Origin of the sequence: Pseudomonas nicosulfuronedens, assembly GCF_005877905.1 — a bacterium.
In the GTDB taxonomy this organism is placed as follows: Bacteria; Pseudomonadota; Gammaproteobacteria; order Pseudomonadales; family Pseudomonadaceae; genus Pseudomonas; species Pseudomonas nicosulfuronedens.
In genome coordinates this window covers 1-16199 of record NZ_SWDV01000024.1, presented here as the reverse complement: position 1 = coordinate 16199, position 16199 = coordinate 1, and the positions used below count along the sequence as shown (strand labels likewise).

11 protein-coding genes and 1 pseudogene are annotated in these 16199 nt (G+C 65.6%); 6 read left to right on the top strand and 6 right to left on the bottom strand.

Annotated features, from left to right (window positions below; all coding sequences use genetic code 11):
* Window positions 1–13: 13 nt before the first annotated feature.
* Window positions 14–1978 (bottom strand): DEAD/DEAH box helicase, encoded by a 1965-nt coding sequence (locus FAS41_RS18290; RefSeq protein WP_138524703.1) that lies wholly within the window; start codon window positions 1976–1978, stop codon window positions 14–16.
* A gap of 165 nt (window positions 1979–2143) precedes the next feature.
* On the opposite strand from FAS41_RS18290, the gene FAS41_RS18285 reads away from it, so the two are divergent.
* Window positions 2144–2911, top strand: coding sequence for an ATP-binding cassette domain-containing protein (locus tag FAS41_RS18285; RefSeq protein ID WP_138524701.1), 768 nt, complete (start codon window positions 2144–2146; stop codon window positions 2909–2911).
* A gap of 291 nt (window positions 2912–3202) precedes the next feature.
* On the opposite strand, the gene fhuF is transcribed toward FAS41_RS18285, so the two are convergent.
* The 4 genes from fhuF to FAS41_RS18265 form a co-directional block, all read right to left on the bottom strand.
* The gene (gene fhuF, locus FAS41_RS18280; protein ID WP_138524699.1) at window positions 3203–3958 is read right to left on the bottom strand and encodes a siderophore-iron reductase FhuF; all 756 of its coding nucleotides are present in this window, start codon (window positions 3956–3958) and stop codon (window positions 3203–3205) included.
* 31 nt (window positions 3959–3989) lie between these two features.
* Window positions 3990–4976, bottom strand: a complete 987-nt coding sequence (locus FAS41_RS18275; RefSeq protein WP_138524697.1) for a GNAT family N-acetyltransferase — start codon at window positions 4974–4976, stop codon at window positions 3990–3992.
* Window positions 4977–5073: 97 nt separating this feature from the next.
* Window positions 5074–6408 carry a lysine N(6)-hydroxylase/L-ornithine N(5)-oxygenase family protein gene (locus tag FAS41_RS18270; RefSeq protein ID WP_138524695.1) on the bottom strand — a complete coding sequence of 445 codons (1335 nt, stop codon included), beginning with the start codon at window positions 6406–6408 and terminating at the stop codon, window positions 5074–5076.
* Window positions 6409–6838: 430 nt separating this feature from the next.
* Window positions 6839–7333 (bottom strand): sigma-70 family RNA polymerase sigma factor, encoded by a 495-nt coding sequence (locus FAS41_RS18265; protein ID WP_246084895.1) that lies wholly within the window; start codon window positions 7331–7333, stop codon window positions 6839–6841.
* A gap of 139 nt (window positions 7334–7472) precedes the next feature.
* Here FAS41_RS18265 and FAS41_RS18260 point away from each other — a divergent pair, with 139 nt between their 5' ends.
* From FAS41_RS18260 to fhuB, 5 genes are all read left to right on the top strand, one after another.
* A complete protein-coding gene (locus FAS41_RS18260; RefSeq protein WP_138524693.1) occupies window positions 7473–8501 on the top strand; it encodes a FecR family protein in 1029 nt (342 codons plus the stop codon).
* Between the two features lie 186 nt (window positions 8502–8687).
* On the top strand, window positions 8688–10376 hold the full coding sequence (locus FAS41_RS18255; RefSeq protein ID WP_138524691.1) for a cyclic peptide export ABC transporter: 1689 nt from the start codon (window positions 8688–8690) through the stop codon (window positions 10374–10376).
* A gap of 154 nt (window positions 10377–10530) precedes the next feature.
* Window positions 10531–12927, top strand: a complete 2397-nt coding sequence (locus tag FAS41_RS18250) for a TonB-dependent siderophore receptor (RefSeq protein WP_138524689.1) — start codon at window positions 10531–10533, stop codon at window positions 12925–12927.
* 126 nt (window positions 12928–13053) lie between these two features.
* Complete coding sequence (locus tag FAS41_RS18245; protein ID WP_138524687.1) at window positions 13054–13959, top strand: ABC transporter substrate-binding protein; 906 nt, start codon at window positions 13054–13056, stop codon at window positions 13957–13959.
* Window positions 13952–15961 carry a Fe(3+)-hydroxamate ABC transporter permease FhuB gene (fhuB, locus tag FAS41_RS18240; protein ID WP_138524685.1) on the top strand — a complete coding sequence of 670 codons (2010 nt, stop codon included), beginning with the start codon at window positions 13952–13954 and terminating at the stop codon, window positions 15959–15961. The genes FAS41_RS18245 and fhuB overlap by 8 nt, the downstream gene beginning before the upstream one ends.
* 121 nt (window positions 15962–16082) lie before the next feature.
* Here fhuB and FAS41_RS31185 read toward each other — a convergent pair.
* A pseudogene (locus FAS41_RS31185) lies at window positions 16083–16199 on the bottom strand (catechol 1,2-dioxygenase); the annotation flags it as partial.

Sequence of the window (16199 nt, the reverse complement as noted above, 5' to 3'; positions counted from 1 at the left end):
TGCTTATCCAGGCTCAGGCGGGAGCCGTTTCCACCTGACGCCGCATGGCCAGGATCGCCGTCGGCCCCTGAGCCTTGCGGGTGAACCAGAACACCCGACTCACGCCACGGGTAATCGCCACATAGGCCAGGCGTAGCTGTTCGTCCTGCTGGGCCTGGTCGTAGCTACTGGTGAAGAAGCCGCACGCCGCGTACAGCGCGCTGCGCAGCGGGTGTTTTTCCGGCGGCGCGCAGTCGTCGACGATGATCGCCACTTCCGCCTGCAAGCCCTTGGCGCGGTGAATGGTCATGCCCTTCACCGGCAGCTTGCGGTCCAGTTCACCGAGGATCGTCTGCAGGGTTTCATTGCGCCGACTGAGCAGCAGCACGGCGGTCTTCTCCCGTGACCCGCGCGCGGCGACGTGCTCGCACTGCTTGCGGATCTCCTCCAGCAGGATCGGCAGGCTGTTGCGCGCATCGAAGCGTTGCACCAGTTTCACCCCGTGATCACCCGCCTCCGCCGACTTGAAGGCGCGACAGGTCTTGGCCTGCTTATTGGCCACTCCCACCAGCACGCGCTCACCGTCACGAATCACCGGGTCGATGCTGCGGTAGTTGGTCTCCAGCAGCAGTACGCGGCTCTTGCGCCGGCCCTTGCTGGGGAAGTGCCGGTCGAAGTCCATGAACAGCTCCGGCGAACTGCCGCGCCAGGCGTAGATGGACTGCCAGTCGTCACCGATGGCCATCAGGCTGACGGCTTCGCCGCGCTTGGCGAGGTCGCGATGTAGCGCCTGCAACCATTGCACGATCTGTGGCGAGACGTCCTGGAACTCGTCGATCAGCAGGTGCTGGAACGGTGCCAGGGCTTCCGCCGGCAGCTTGCCGTCGCCGAGTTGGTCGGTGAGGCGCTGGAACGCCAGGTTGAAGGTCAGCAGGCCCTGCTCCTGCAAAGCCGTGTCGAAGGCCGCCCAGAACAGCTGCAGCGCCTCGATGAACTGGCGCTCGCGCGGCGGGCAGCCGAGCTGCTTCGGCTGCAATTGGGCGATGCGCAGGCCGATGCTTTCGATAAAGCCGGACTGGGCATAGAAAGCTTCGAACAGCGGCAGCGCGGTGAATTCGCCGGCCAGCTTGAAGGCATCCAGGGGCGCCTTGCCGATGCGCGGCGGTTTGCCGTCTTCCCCCGCCTCGGGCGGTGGCGGCAGCTCCAACAGTTGATGCACCAGCCCACGGAATTCGTGTTGCTCGATGTAGCACTGCTGGTAAACCTGCTTGAGCAGGCGCTGCTGGGCCGGGCGCAGGCGGCCGGCAAGCAGTGGGTTGTCCAGCTCGTCGGCTGGAGTGCGTTCGTCCAGTTGTTCGAACCAGCGAGGATTCTTCAGCGCAACTTTCGCCAGGGTACCCATGGCCGAGTGGAAGGTCCGTACGCACTGCCGCGCCTGCGCCGCATCGAACGGATGGCCCCAGTAGCCAAGCACTTTGACCAGTTGCTCGCGCAACTGCGCGCAGGAGGCGTTGGTGAAGGAAATCACCGTTACCTTCTCGGCATCGATGCCCAGATGACAGAGCATGTAGACGACGCGCAGAACCAGCGTCGTCGACTTGCCGGAACCGGCGCCGGCGAAGATGCGGGTCAGCGGCTCGGGAGCGAGAATCATCGCCCACTGCTCGTCCGACGGCAGGCTGACTATCCCATGGGCGGCGGCCTGGGCCACCCGCTGGCGCATGTCGAGGGCGTGCTGCTCGTCCGGTGCCTTTGCAGTGCCATAGATGCCGGCAGCCGCGGGGGCACGGGGACGCTTGGGTGTGGGCGCGTCGCCCTCCTTTTTCGCCTTGGCGGCGCGCTTGGCCGGCGTCTTGACCTTGGCTTTGCCCTTGCCACGCCCGCCAGGCTGCGGCTGCGCCGCTTCACGCTCGGCGCGCAGGTATTCGGTAGTGCGGGGGAAATAACGCGCCAGGGTCTCGGCGAGCAGGCGTTTATAGCGTTCGACAGCAGACTCCATGGGCCCATCCGATCAATTACAGCGTTGAATCATAAGCGCTTTCGGTCAGGGACAGGCAATCGATCCGGCGGTTCCGCGAGGCTCCGGAAAATTGATAACCATTAGCGATTGGATTAGAGTCGGGCTCCCGCTTTTCCCGGCCTCGCCACCCTGATGGAAGACCTCATGTTCGAACTGGAAAATGTCAGTTTCAGCGTCCCCGGCCGCACCCTCCTGCAACCGCTGAGCCTGCAGCTGGCCGACGGCAACATGATCGGCCTGATCGGCCACAACGGCTCGGGCAAATCCACCCTGCTCAAGCTGCTGGCCCGCCAGCAACAGGCCAGCAGCGGCAGCATCCGCCTGGACGGCAAGCCGCTGCAGGATTGGGGCAACCGCGACTTCGCGCGCCAGGTGGCGTACCTGCCGCAGCAACTGCCGCAGACCGACGGCCTGACCGTACGCGAGCTGGTCGCCTTCGGCCGTTATCCCTGGCACGGCGCTCTCGGCCGTTTCACCGGCGAGGACCGCCAGCAGATCGACCGCGCGCTGGACCTGACCGACACCCTCGCCTTCGCCGACCGCCCGGTGGACCTGCTCTCCGGCGGCGAACGCCAGCGCGTCTGGCTGGCCATGCTGCTGGCGCAGAACAGCCGCTACCTGCTGCTGGACGAGCCGACCTCGGCGCTGGATATCGCCCACCAGGTAGAAGTGCTCTCCCGCGTCCACGAACTCAGCCGCGAGCTGGGCCTGGGCATCCTGGTGGTGCTGCACGACATCAACATGGCGGCGCGCTATTGCGACCACCTCATCGCCCTGCACGGCGGCCGCCTGCTGGCCCAGGGCACGCCGGCCGAACTGATGCGCGGCGAGACGCTGGAAGATATCTACGGGATTCCCATGGGCGTGCTGAGCAACCCGGTGGATGGGTCTCCGATCAGCTACCTGCGCTAAGCCCCAGCTGGGACGAACCGTCCCCTGCCAGCCTTCCCCGCGAGCGCATCTGTAGGATGGGTGGAGCTTGCGATACCCATGCTGCTGCGTGTGCGCGGATCTCGATGGGTATCGCTGCGCTCCACACCATCCTATGTCCTTGCGCCACCCTAATCCCTGTGTGAACGGAAACGCCCCTCGCGGGCATGGCCGGGAGCCCCTCTCCCACAGCGAGAGAGGGGCCGTTCGGCACAGGATGAAGCCTCGTCGGTGCATAACCTGGGACAGGTTATGCGCCCTACGGGAGTTCCGTTACAGGTCGCTTGCCTGGGCCGGAGGCTCGTCGATCAGCGGGCAATTGTCGCAGTTTCCGATGCTGCCCAGCCGGTAGCGTATGCAGCACGTCCGGCGCTGCCGCCAGAGCCCGTCCGGGCGCTGCTCGCAGGACACCTCGATATACTGGATCGGCTTGTACAGCGGATTGCGCGTGCCGTCCGGACGGCGCTCAGCCTCCAGCAGTTCGCGGCCGTGGCCGAGCATCGGGGCCAGCGGCGGCAGCTTGGCCATCTCGGTGATGAACCACTCGAAGTAGTTGCCGGCGTTGCTCCAGAGCACCTTGGGCGACAGGCGCACCTCAGCGGCTAGCGCTTGCACGAAGGGCTGCAGGTGATCATCCAGCAGATGGGCAAAGCGCTCGAACGGATCGCCGGGTGGCGCGGTGAATGGCCCACCCTCCCCCGGCAGCTTGAAGGCTTCGGGAATGCCCTGGGCGTCGAGCACCACTTCGATGTCATCGAACGCCAACGGCAACGTGCGGCCCAGCACCAGCGCAGCGGCAACCACCGGCGGAATGAGGCGGACCAGGTACCACTTGGACCACTGCGAAGCCAGTGCGCGGCGGTCGCCGTCTGCGTGGGTCGGGTCGAAGCGGCGCAGCACGCTGTCGAGCATTTCCCGCTCTAGCAAGGTGCGCGCGGGGACAGAGGGGCGTGGATCATCGCGGGTCACCAGCACCTCGCGGTAGCTGGCGAACTCGCCGAAATACAAGGGTGCGAGGGCCGCGATCACCGACAGCCCTCAGTCAGGCAGAGAAGCGCCGTCAGCACAGGCCGCAACGCTCGAAGAAGGTTTCCCGGCTCTGCACCATCAGTGCGGCACGCTTGTGCGGGAAGTTGAATTCCTTCTCGCGCCAGAAGCCCAGGCGCTGCATGTGGCCGATCATCTTCGCATTGTCGGCGCGCGGCTCGGCGACGATGCGCTGGGTACGCGGGTCGTCCAGCAGCAGGTAGTGCACCAGGGCGGTCATCCAGCTTTCCACCTTGTGCGGGCCACGGTGGGATTCCTCGCCCACCAGCATGTGGATGCCACGGTCATAGTCGTCCACTTCGTAGAACGGCGCGATGCGGTCTTCCTTGGCCCAGTAGGCTTCGTAGTAGGCGAAGGGCTGGTCATCGATGCAGCCGATCAGGGTGGTGGTGTGCGGGTCGGCGGCGGCTTTTTCCAGGTAGGCACGGTGCTGCTCCAGGGTGCCGCCTTCCTGCCAGAACTCCAGCACGCGCGGGCTGTTCTGCCAGCGGTTGAAGCGCTCGAGGTCCAGTTCGATATCCAGGGTGCGCAGGGAAATCCACTGGCCCAGCCTGGCGTCGAAGCGGCGGTACACCTCGCCCTGCGGCTTGGGTGCGCGCAACGGATGGCGGCGGCCGCCACTCATGCGATAGACCTGCGGGTAGTTGGCGCTGGCCGCGCCCTTGTGCCAGGCGTCCCCCAGCTGCCAGAACGCAGTGCGCTCGATCTGCAGGCGTCCGCCGACTTCATCGCGGCTCACCAGGCCTTTTTCGAGTGCCTCGGCGGGCAGGTTGGCGGCGGCGAACTGCACCCGCTCGCTCTGCGCATCGCCCGCGAAGGTCCAGTAGGCCAGCGCCCACAATGCCTCCACGGTCGGCGCGGAACTCAGCTGCCAGCACTCGCCTTCGCGCTGCGCACTCAGCAGCGGCTGGCCGTCGAGGAGCAGGGTCAGGCCTTGGGTTCCGTGGTCGGCGGAGAGCTTGCGGCCGTCCGGCAATGGAAGCGAGAAACTGGGCGTCATGGTGGGTTCCCTTTCATGAATGCAACGACCCCGCCCGTATGACGAGCAGGGTCGGCAGAAATTTAGTCGGCCCGGGAATCGATCCCAGACCTGCGGATCACGCGCTTTCCGCGGTCAGCGGGCGCGTCGGCTTGTGTGCGGTCTCGTGCGGCGGCAGGTGTTCGAACATCGACGCGGCGATTTCCTGCGCGCGCATCGGCAGCACCGACAGCAGCGTGTCGCTCAGGCCGTGGCTGTCCTGGGTGAAGCCCTGCAGGTAGATGCCGGCGTGCAGGCGCTCGTCGGCCAGTACGCGGTAATCGCGGCCCACTTCGAAGTCGCCCAGGTAGTCCTGCAGCGGTGCGAGCAGTTCGCGGTGCGACTTGCGCTCGTAGCCGGTGGCGAGGATCACCGCGTCGTAGCGATGGGTTTCCACGGCGCCGGTGGCGCTGTCGCGCAGGGTCAGTTCGATACCGTCGGCGTCGGCCTTGGCGGCCTCCACATTGCGGCGGCAAAGGAAGGCATGGCGGTCCACGCCGGCCACCTTCTGGCGATAGAAGATGCCGTAGATGCGCTCGATCAGGTCCAGGTCCACCACCGAATAGTTGGTGTTGTGGAACTCCTGGATCAATTTCTCGCGCTCGGCCTTGGGCTCGTTGAACACCAGGTCGGTGTAGCGCGGGGCGAAGATTTCGTTGACGAAGGGGCTGTCGTCGGCCGGCTTGAGTACCGCGGCGCGCAGGACCATGTCGACCTTCACCGAAGGGAAGCTGTCGTTCAGGTCGATGAAGGCTTCGGCCGCGCTCTGGCCACCGCCGATCACCGCGATGCGCATCGGCTCGTTCTGGTTGCAGCGCTGCTTGGCCATGCACTCCAGGTAACGGGCATGGTGGAACACCCGCGGGTCGTCACGCAGGTGGCTGAAAGCCGACGGGAAGCGCGGCGTGCCGCCGGTGCTCACCACCACGCTGCGCGCCAGGCGGAAGCGCTCGTGGCCACGGGCGTCAGTGGAGAGCACCTTGACCAGCTCGATGCCGTCAGGGCCTTGCACCGGCTCGACGCGGCTGACGGTTTCGCCGCAGACACGCTGCTCGGCGAACTGCTCGCTGACCCAGCGCAGGTAGTCGTTGTACTCCATGCGGCACGGGTAGAAGGTGCCCAGGTTGGTGAAGTCGATCAGCCGCCCCATGGCGTGCAGATAGTTGACGAAGCTGTACGGGCTGGTGGGGTTGCGCAGGGTGACCAGGTCCTTGAGGAAGGAAATCTGCAGCTCGCTCTGCGCCACCAGGGTGTTGCCGTGCCAGCGGTAGTCGGCCTGCTTGTCGAGGAACAGCGCGTGGTAATGGCGACCCTCGCGTCGCGCCTGCTCCTGCAGGGCGATCGCCAGCGCCAGGTTGGAGGGGCCGAAACCGATGCCGAGCACGTCGTAGGTCGGGGTGATCATCTGGGTCATGGTGCCAATGTCCTGTGTCGCGATGGCCGTGGGGCGTGACCACGCGGGAGTCGGCGGCTTACTGCTCTGCCTGGAGCGCCCCGCCATCCGGCGGTCAGCGCTCGCTCCTGCGTGTCGCCCATGATTTGCGCTGTCGATAGCGCGTTATCTGGAGAGACGAGACAGGCTTTGGGAAATTTAGAATGATTCTCACTAAGTCATGAAAATTTCAGAATGACGGAGAGTTGAGCGGCGCCAGCAGTCTGCGTGCGGGCACGCAGAAATTAATTCCCGGCGCAGGCCATACGTCTGTGTATGTAATTGCGATGGGCGCCGCGCGGTTCGCGAGCAAGCTCGCTCCTGCAGGCGGGGTTCGGGCGTTCTTCGTAGGAGCGAGGGGGACGCCCAGTCCATGCTCGCGAAGCAGACAATGGCAGGGAACCTGGAGTAGCTACCCCTGCCCGCTCCAGGCCTTGAGGCGCAGCCGGCAATGTTTCATCGCGTTGACGATGTGTTTCTCCACCATGTCGCGAGAGATGCCCATGGTCTCGGCGATCTCGACATGGCTGCAGCCCTCGACCTTGCGCAGCAGGAAAGCACGGCGACAGACCTCGGGCAGTTCGCCAAGGGCGCGCTGGAGCAGTTGCAATTGCTGCTGGCGGCTGGCCTCCTCCTGCGGGCAGCGCTCGTCGAGGCAGCCTTCGCGATCCAGGGTCTCCAGCTCTTCGGTGCGGCGTACACGGCCGCGCCGGTGCAGGTCGATACTGAGGTTGACCGCCGTGCGATAGAGAAATGCGCGGGGTTGTTCGATATGCTCGTCGCCCTTGCGGTCGAGCAGGCGCAGGAAGGCCTCCTGAGTGACATCGGCAGCCGCCTGGCGGTCGCCAAGGCTGCGGTTCAGGTAGAGGACCAGTTCCTTGTAGTAACGGATGAACGTGCTTTCCACCCAGGCGGCATCCTAATGAAAAAACAGCCAAGGCTGTAGGCACCTGCTGACAGTCCGAGTCAGGCTTATTTATAATCACTCGCATCAACGCGAAAAGAAAGTGTGATATCGGCCGCAAACGGCCTTACCGAGATTCCTGATGACCAGCTCCCCCGCCCCGTTCGACGATGACCGCATCAGCGCCGAAGCTGCGCATTGGTGCGCGCGTCTGCACGACGAAGAGTGCAGCGATGCCGAACGCGCCGAGTTCGCGCAGTGGCTCGCGCTCGACCCGCGGCATGAGGTGGAGTACGCGGCGATGCTGGACATCTGGCAGCTCTCGGAACTGCTGCCACCGACACCGCGCGCTGCATCCGCAGCGATAGCACCGACACCACTGAGCGAGCGCCGCCCCCGAAGCAGCACGCGCCGCCCACGTAGCGGCAAGCGCATTGCCGCCGTGGCCGCTGGCGTGCTGGTCGCGGTCGGAGCCTTGTGGTCGGCAGGCTGGTCCGCCGGTCTGCTGCCGTCCAGGGTTGGCTATTACGCCGCGCAACCAGGCGCACGCGAGGTGGAACTGGCCGACGGCTCGAAAGTCGAGCTCAACAGCAATTCGCAACTCTTCTTCGCCGACTTCCGCGACCGCCGCAGTGCCTGGCTGAAAAGCGGCGGCGAGGCCTACTTCCGGGTGACCCACGACACCCTGCAGCCGTTCTCGGTCTACACCGACAACGGCAGCGTGCGGGTCACCGGTACGCGTTTCAACGTCTGGACTGACTCGCACCAGATGCTGGTCACCCTGCTCGAGGGCTCGGTGGTGGTCAGCCCGCCGGACAGTGTCGACGGCAACAGCGCCCAGCTCACACCGGGCATGCAGGCGCGCTACAGCCAGGGCAGCCAGCGCATCGAACTGGCCCAGGTTGCCCCTGCCGGCGCCATCGCCTGGATCGAGGGCAAGCTGGTGATCGATGACCTGACCCTGCAGTCGGCCATCCCGCTGATCAACCGCTACCTCAAGCAGCCGGTATTCCTCGACGACGCCACCGTCGCCGCCATGCGCATTGGCGGCATCTACCGCACCGACGACCTCCAGGCGCTGGTGGATTCCCTGCCCAAGGTCCTGCCGCTGGAACTGCGCAAGGACAACCAGGGCCGCACCGTCCTCGCCAGCCGATACGTGCAGCTCTAACCCCTACAGAGACCTCGGCAGCTGCGCCGACTCATTTGCGACAAATTCGCAAATTCTCTTCAGCTTTCGCTCCGCTCATTCGTCTTGATAGGAACGATTCGGATTTGCCGATGATTTCCTGATTCGCGCACCGTCTCGTCCCGTTGTGCGGCCCGCCTTCCGGCGGGTCGGGTCCAGGAAAAGACGATGCAGACTCCCGCTCCAAGCGCTTTCCGCGAAATGCTCAAGTTGCTGCGGCCTTATTGGCTGCCGCTGGCCCTCGCTACCCTGCTGGGAATTCTTGGCGGCGCCGCGATTACCGCGCTGCTTGCCACCATCAACTACGGCCTGCATTCCGAAGGAGGCATGTCCGCCGCGTTGCTGCTGGGTTTCGCCGGCTTATGCGCCGTAGCCTTGATCGGCTCGATCATCTCCGACCGCGGCACCAACTATGTCGGCCAGCACGTCATCGCCAGCCTGCGCAAGGACCTGGGCAGCAAGATCATCGCCGCACCCATCGAGCAGATCGAGCGCTACCGCAGCCACCGGTTGATCCCGGTGCTGACCCATGACATCGACACCATCAGCGACTTCGCCTTCGCCTTCGCGCCGCTGGCCGTCGCGCTGACCACCACGCTGGGCTGCCTGGGCTACCTGGCCTGGCTGTCACCACCGATGTTCCTCGCCACCGCTGTGGCCATCGTTGTCGGCAGCGCCGTGCAGTACGTCGCACGGGCGAAAGGCATCAAGGGCTTCTTCGAAGCACGGGACAAGGAAGACGAGCTGCAAAAGCACTACCGCGCCATTGCCGAGGGTGCCAAGGAGCTGCGCATCAGCCGCCCGCGCCGCTTCCAGCACTACAGCGAACGCCTGCAGGGCACCGCCGACGAAATCTGCGACATCCAGCTGCGCTCGATCAACCTGTTCAACGTCGCCAAGGGTTTCGGTTCGACGCTGTTCTTCATCGTCATCGGTGTGGCGCTGGCCTATCAGTCGCTGTGGCCGAGCACCGACCAGGCGACGCTGTCCGGCTTCATCCTGGTGCTGCTGTACATGAAGGGCCCGCTGGAGGGGCTGATCGGCCAGCTGCCGGTGGTGACCCGCGCCCAGGTTGCGTTCCGCAGGATTGCCGAACTGTCGGTGCGTTTCTCCTCGCCAGAGCCGAACCTGCTGCTGGCCGACGACGGTCGCAAGCCGCTGGACTTCCAGTCCATCGAACTGCGCGACCTGGCCTACCACTACCCCACCGACGACGGTTCCCGTGGCTTTGGCGTCGGCCCGCTGAACCTCAAGGTCAGCCGAGGCGAGACCCTCTTCATCGCCGGTGAGAACGGTTGCGGCAAGACGACGATGATCAAGCTGCTGCTCGGCCTCTACACCCCGCGTGGTGGCGAGTTGCTGCTCAACGGCCAGCCGGTGGGCGACGCCAACCGCGATGACTACCGCCAACTGTTCACCACCATCTTCGCCGACTACTTCCTCTTCGAAGACCTGCTCAAGGGCAGCCAGGACATCCCGGCCGAAGCCGGCCGCTACCTGGAGCGCCTGGAAATCGCCCACAAGGTCAGCCTGCAGGGCCAGGAATTCTCCACCACCGACCTCTCGACCGGCCAGCGCAAGCGCCTGGCCCTGGTGCAGGCCTGGCTGGAGAAACGCCCGGTACTGGTGTTCGACGAGTGGGCGGCGGACCAGGACCCGGAGTTCCGCCGGATTTTCTACACCGAGCTGCTGCCCGAGCTGCGCGCCCAGGGCAAGACGCTGATCGTGATCTCCCACGACGACCGTTATTTCGACGTCGCCGATCGCCTGCTTCGCATGAGCGCCGGGCAGATCGTGGAAATCGCGGAGCCCCGCGCCAAGGCGCCACGGGGCGGTTCCGGCATGGCGATGCATTGACGGCCGGCGGTCCGGATGGCCGCCCTCTTCATAACGCCGTCACTCAGCAACAAAAAAGATCGAACGGATTTTTCCGGTTTTTTCCAGCCGGCGCGTCACATAAAGCTGAATCATTCTTATTAGAAACTGCATTAAGATCATAGGAGCTAAACAAGTGAGTCGCACCCGCACTGCGCTGCAATCCCAGCACAAGGTGAAGCCTCTGGCACACCTGGTTCGCGCCACCGCCCTGGGCATGGTCCTGGCGGCTTCCGCCGTGGAGGCCGCCCCGGTCCGCATCGACATCCCGGCCCAGTCCCTGGCGTCCGCCCTGACCAGCCTGGGCGCGCAGTCGAACCTGCAGATCGTCTTCAACCAGACCCAGGTGCAGAACCTGCGCGCCCCCGGCGTGCGCGGCGAGATGGAGCCCACCCAGGCGCTGGAGCGCCTGTTGCAGGGCACCGGCATCAAGTACCAGGTCGAAGGCAGCCGCGTGACTCTGCTGGGTGCCGACTCCGCCAGCGGCGACACCCTGAACATGTCCGCCCAGGTCATCACCGGCACTGTTGAGGGTGAAGACAGCTACGTGCCGCGCACCTCCAACAGCGGCAGCAAGACCGATACCCCGCTGCTGGAAATCCCCCAGTCGATCTCGGTGATCACCCGCAAGCAGATGGACGCCCAGGGGGCCCAGACCGTGACCGAAGCGCTGCGCTACGTGCCCGGCGTCAAGGTGGAAGCCTATGGCCTCGACCCGAAAGGCTTCGACTGGCTGTATATCCGCGGCTTCAACGCCCAGGCCACCAGCGACTACCTCAACGGCCTGCGTCAGCAGAACAACAGCTACGCCTTCTTTCGCAGCGAGCCCTATGCCTTCGAGCGCATCGACGTGGTCCGTGGCCCGTCCTCCAGCCTGTTCGGCCTGGGCGACGCCGGCGGCATCGTCAACCGTGTGAGCAAGAAGCCCACCGCCAACCACATCAACGAAGTCGAACTGACGGGCGGCAACCATGACCGCAAGCAGGGTCAGTTCGACCTCGGCGGCGCGCTGGACGACCAGAACCAGTTCCTCTACCGCGTGGTGGGCCTGGCCCGCGACTCGAACACCCAGGCCGAGTACGACGACGGCCACGAGGTCGAGGACAACCGCTACTACATCGCCCCGTCCTTCACCTGGGCGCCGGACGAAGACACCAGCCTGACGATCCTCACCGACTTTCTGCGGGACCGTAACTCCGGCTCGATCTTCGACTACAGCGTCAATGGCCACCCTACCGGCACGCTGCTGGGCGACCACAACTACAACCACTTCGACCAGGACCAGTACACCCTGGGCTACGAGTTTCGCCACCGTCTGAACGACACCTGGGAGTTCCGCCAGAACGCTCGTTACGGCCAGGTCGACCTGATCTTCAACAACCTGCTGCCGCAACTGCAGGTCGGTCGGAACATCATCCGCACCGCGGATCGCTTCGACCAGCACATGGACACCTTCAACCTCGACAACCAGTTGCAGGCCAACTTCGACACCGGCGCCATCAAGCACACCCTGCTGATGGGCGCGGACTACAGCTGGCAGGACGCCAATATCGCTCGCTGGCGCACCCTCGGCCCGTCGCTGAACCTGGATAACCCGGTGTACGGCCAGAGCGTGCCGCGTCCGACCAAGGACACCACCCTCGCCGGCCAGGCAATCGACTACGACCAGAACATCGAGCAGATCGGCGCCTACCTGCAGGACCAGGTCAAGTTCGACGACCACTGGATCCTCACTGCCGGTGGCCGCTACGACTACGTGCGCAACGACCTGGACAACCACGTCGGCGCCCACAGCATGCAGAAGGACAACGCCTTCACCGGCCGGGTCGGCCTGACTTACCTGACCGACTTCGGCCTGGCGCCCTACGTCAGCTACTCCGAGTCCTTCGTGCCCAACACCGGCATCAGCTCTGACGGCAGCGCCTTCAAGGCCAGCGAAGCTCACCAGTACGAAGCGGGCGTGAAGTTCCAGCCGGACGAAACCCTGCTGATCACCCTGGCCGCCTACGAGCTGACCAAGGAAAACATCCTCACCAACCAGCTGAACGCCAACGGTGTACCGACCGGCTTCAGCGAGGCCACCGGCGAGCAGCGCTCGCGCGGCATCGAGGCCGAGCTGAAGGCCAAGCTGGACCAGAACTGGGACCTGCTGGCCTCGTATACCTACACCAAGGCCAAGATCACCAAGAGCAACGATGCCAACGAAGGCAACCGCCCGGCCAACGTGCCCGAGCACATGGCCAACGGCTGGCTGAACTACACCTTCCACGAAGGTGCGGTCGACGGCCTCTCCATCGGCGGCGGCGTGCGCTACACCGGCTCGCTCTACGGTAACAACGCCAATACCTACCACGTCGACAACTACACCCTGTTCGACGCCGGTGTGAGCTACCCGCTGAACAAGAACGTGACCCTCTCGGTGAACGCCCAGAACCTGCTGGACGAGGAATATGCCGCGACCTGCGACAGCCCGATCTCCTGCTACCCGGGCCTGCGCCGGACCGTCATGACCAGCGTGAAGTACAGCTGGTAAGGCACTCGTGGAGGCGGCTCGCGTCTCCTCCACGCGCTCTTTCCGGGCTCCCTGTACGCAGGGGGCCTTTCTTGTTTCAGAAGACTGTTGTTTCAGAAGCCTGTTGCTTCAAGCGAGGAGTAGTGCATGTCCCTCACCCGTCGCCATCTGTTGCAGGGGCTCGCCATCGGCGGGCTGGCCTGCGCGTCCGGCCTGCCGGTGTTCGCCGGCGAGCGCCTGACGCGGATCGTCGCGCTCAACTGGGTGGCCGCCGAGACACTGCTGACGCTGGGCGTGCCACCCCTGGCGATCTCCGACGACCGCTACTACCGGGTGCGCATGCCCACCATGGCGCTACCGGAAAGCGTGCGTGACGTGGGGCCGTACTGGGAACCCAACCTCGAGCTGATCCAGCAGCTGCAGCCGCAACTGATCCTCAGCGACCCGATGACACCGACCTTGCAGCGACGACTCAACGGCATTGCACCCACCGAGAAAGTCGCGATCTACCCCGCTCCCGAGGGCGCCTGGAAAGCCACTACCGACTTCATGAACGACCTGGCGCGGCGGCTGGGCGTCGAGCAAGTCGCCGCCGATTACATCGCCGCAGGCGAACTGCGCCTGGCAGAGCTGGGGGCGAAGCTGGCAAAACGCAGCCTGCCCTCCGTGTGCGTCGCCGTACTCAACCAGGACGGCCGCCACGCTGCCGTCTACGGCAAGAACAGCATGGTGCAGGACGTGCTCGACCGACTGGGCGTCGAGAATGCCTGGCAGGGACCGGTCGGCCCCGTGGGACTGGCCATGGTCAGCATCGAGCGGCTGGCCGAACGGCCGGACGCGCATCTCGTGTATGTCGATATTCCCACCACTTCGGCACGCCTGCAGAGCCTGCGGCAACCCAACGACCTCTGGGCCAACCTGCCCGCCGTCCGCCAGGGCCACACCCTGACCCTGCAGCGCTTCTACCCCTATGCCGGCGCCGCCTCGGTGCTGGACCTCGCCGAACGCATCGCGGCCTACCTGGACAGCGCCACGGAGGTCGCCCATGTCTGAATCGACCCTCGACCTCTCCGCCCCGCGCAGTGGCCTGCCGCTGGGCCCGGCGATCTGCACGCTGCTGCTGACGATCCTTGCTGGCCTGCTGGTGTTCCATGGCCTGCAAGGCGCCCTGCCCCGCGACCTCTGGTGGCAGGCGTTGTGGTCGCCGAACCTGGACGACGTGCGCCAGGTACTGCTGCACTTCAGCTTCTTCCCGCGCCTGGCGGTGAGCTTGATGGCTGGCGCCGCGCTGGCCCTGGCCGGCACGCTGTTCCAGCAGATCCTGCGCAACCCGCTGGCGGAGCCGGTGACCCTGGGAGTGTCCGCCGGCGCCAACCTCGCCCTGTCGGCCGCCACCATCTTCGCCCCCACCTTGCTGGTGCATGGCCTGGAAGCCGTCACCCTCACTGGCGCTGCGCTGGCGGCCTGCCTGCTGTTCGCCTTCGCCTGGGGCCGTACCCTGTCACCGCTGCGTTTCATCCTTGCCGGCATGGTCATCAGCCTTTATTGCGTGTCCCTCAACGCGCTGCTGGTGCTGTTCAACCACGACTACCTGATCGACCTGCTGCTTTGGCAAGCCGGCTCGCTGAACCAGAGCGGCTGGGACGGCGTGCTGTACCTCGCCCCGCGCCTGGCGGTGGCCATGGTCATCGCGCTGCTGATGGTGCGCCCGCTGGCCGCATTGGGGCTGGAAGATGAAGGTGCCGCCGCGGTGGGCGTGAACCTGCTGCGCACCCGTGTCATGGGCCTGGCCGTGACCGTGGCGTTGAGCGCGTTCGTCACCAGCGCCGTGGGCATGTTGGCTTTCGTCGGCCTTGCCGCGCCAGCGATTGCCCGGTTGTGCGGTGCGCGTACGCTCAGGCAGCGTCTGATCTGGGCGCCGCTACTAGGCGCTGCGCTGCTCTGCGTGGTGGACCAGATCGCCCGCGAGCTGTCGCGCTTCGCCGGGGAAATTCCCGCCGGCATCCTCACCGGCGTCTTCAGCGTGCCGTTGCTGCTGTGGCTGCTCAGTCGCCAGCGCAGCGGCGGCATCGTCCCTCGCCTGGCGCCGGCCAAGCCGCAGCGCGAGCATCCTTGGCGGCTGATCATCGGTGCAGCGATATTGCTCGGCCTGCTGACCTTGCCGGCCATCTACTTCGCGGTGGACGCCAATGGCTGGCACTGGGGCGACGCCGGCCTGAGCGACGCCATCCTGCAATGGCGCTTGCCGCGTGTGCTCGGCTCATTGGCTGCCGGTGCCATGCTCGCCGTGGCCGGCCTGCTGGTGCAGCGCCTGACCGGTAACCCCATGGCCAGCCCGGAAGTGCTGGGCGCCACCTCCGGCTCGGCGATCGCGGTGCTGGTGCTGTTCCTGGTGATGCCGCAGCCGCAGGCCTACATGGTTCCGGCCGCCAGCATCGGCGCATTGCTGACCCTCGGCCTGCTGCTGTGGTTCGCCTGGCGCAAGACCTTCAATGCCGAGCGCCTGCTGCTGACCGGCGTTTGCCTGACCACCCTGCTGCACTCGCTGAGCACCCTGCTGCTGGCCAGCGGCGATCCGCGCATGACGGCGATGATGAGCTGGATGACCGGCTCGACCTATCAGGTGGATGTGCTGTCGGCGACCACCGGGCTGCTGGTCGGCGCCGTAATGATTGGTGTCAGCCTGCTGCTGGCTCGCCCGCTGGACCTGCTGACGCTGGGCAATGGTACAGCGACCGCGCTGGGACTGAGGTTGCGGCTGAGCCACCTGACCATCCTGCTGACGGCCGCGGTGCTCACGGCTACCGCGACCATCATCGTCGGCCCGCTGAGCTTCGTCGGCCTGATCGGCCCGCACATCGCCCGCCACCTCGGCGTGCGCCGTGCCGCGCCGCAAGTGCTGCTGAGCGCGGTGGCCGGGGCGCTGATCATGGTGGTCGCGGACTGGCTGGGGCGGAATATCGCCTATCCGTGGCCGGTGTCGGCGGGATTGCTGGCGGCGTTCATCGGTTGCCCGTACTTCCTATGGTTGATGCATCGCGAGCGCAAAGGCTGAGTTAAGCGGCCTTTCGTAGGATAGGTGGAGCGCAGCGATACCCATGCGGTCGGTGCACGGATTGATGGGTATCGCTTCGCTCCACGCCATCCTACGGCGCAGGATTGGAGCGGTCGCAGAATCAGGCTTGCTGCAAGGCGCGGGGGCGGTTGCTGCGGTCTTCGGCGTCGGCGGAAACGGCCTGCTGCAGCTGGAAGTCGAACTCGATCTCGGCGAAGCGCCCTTCCACACCGCGCGC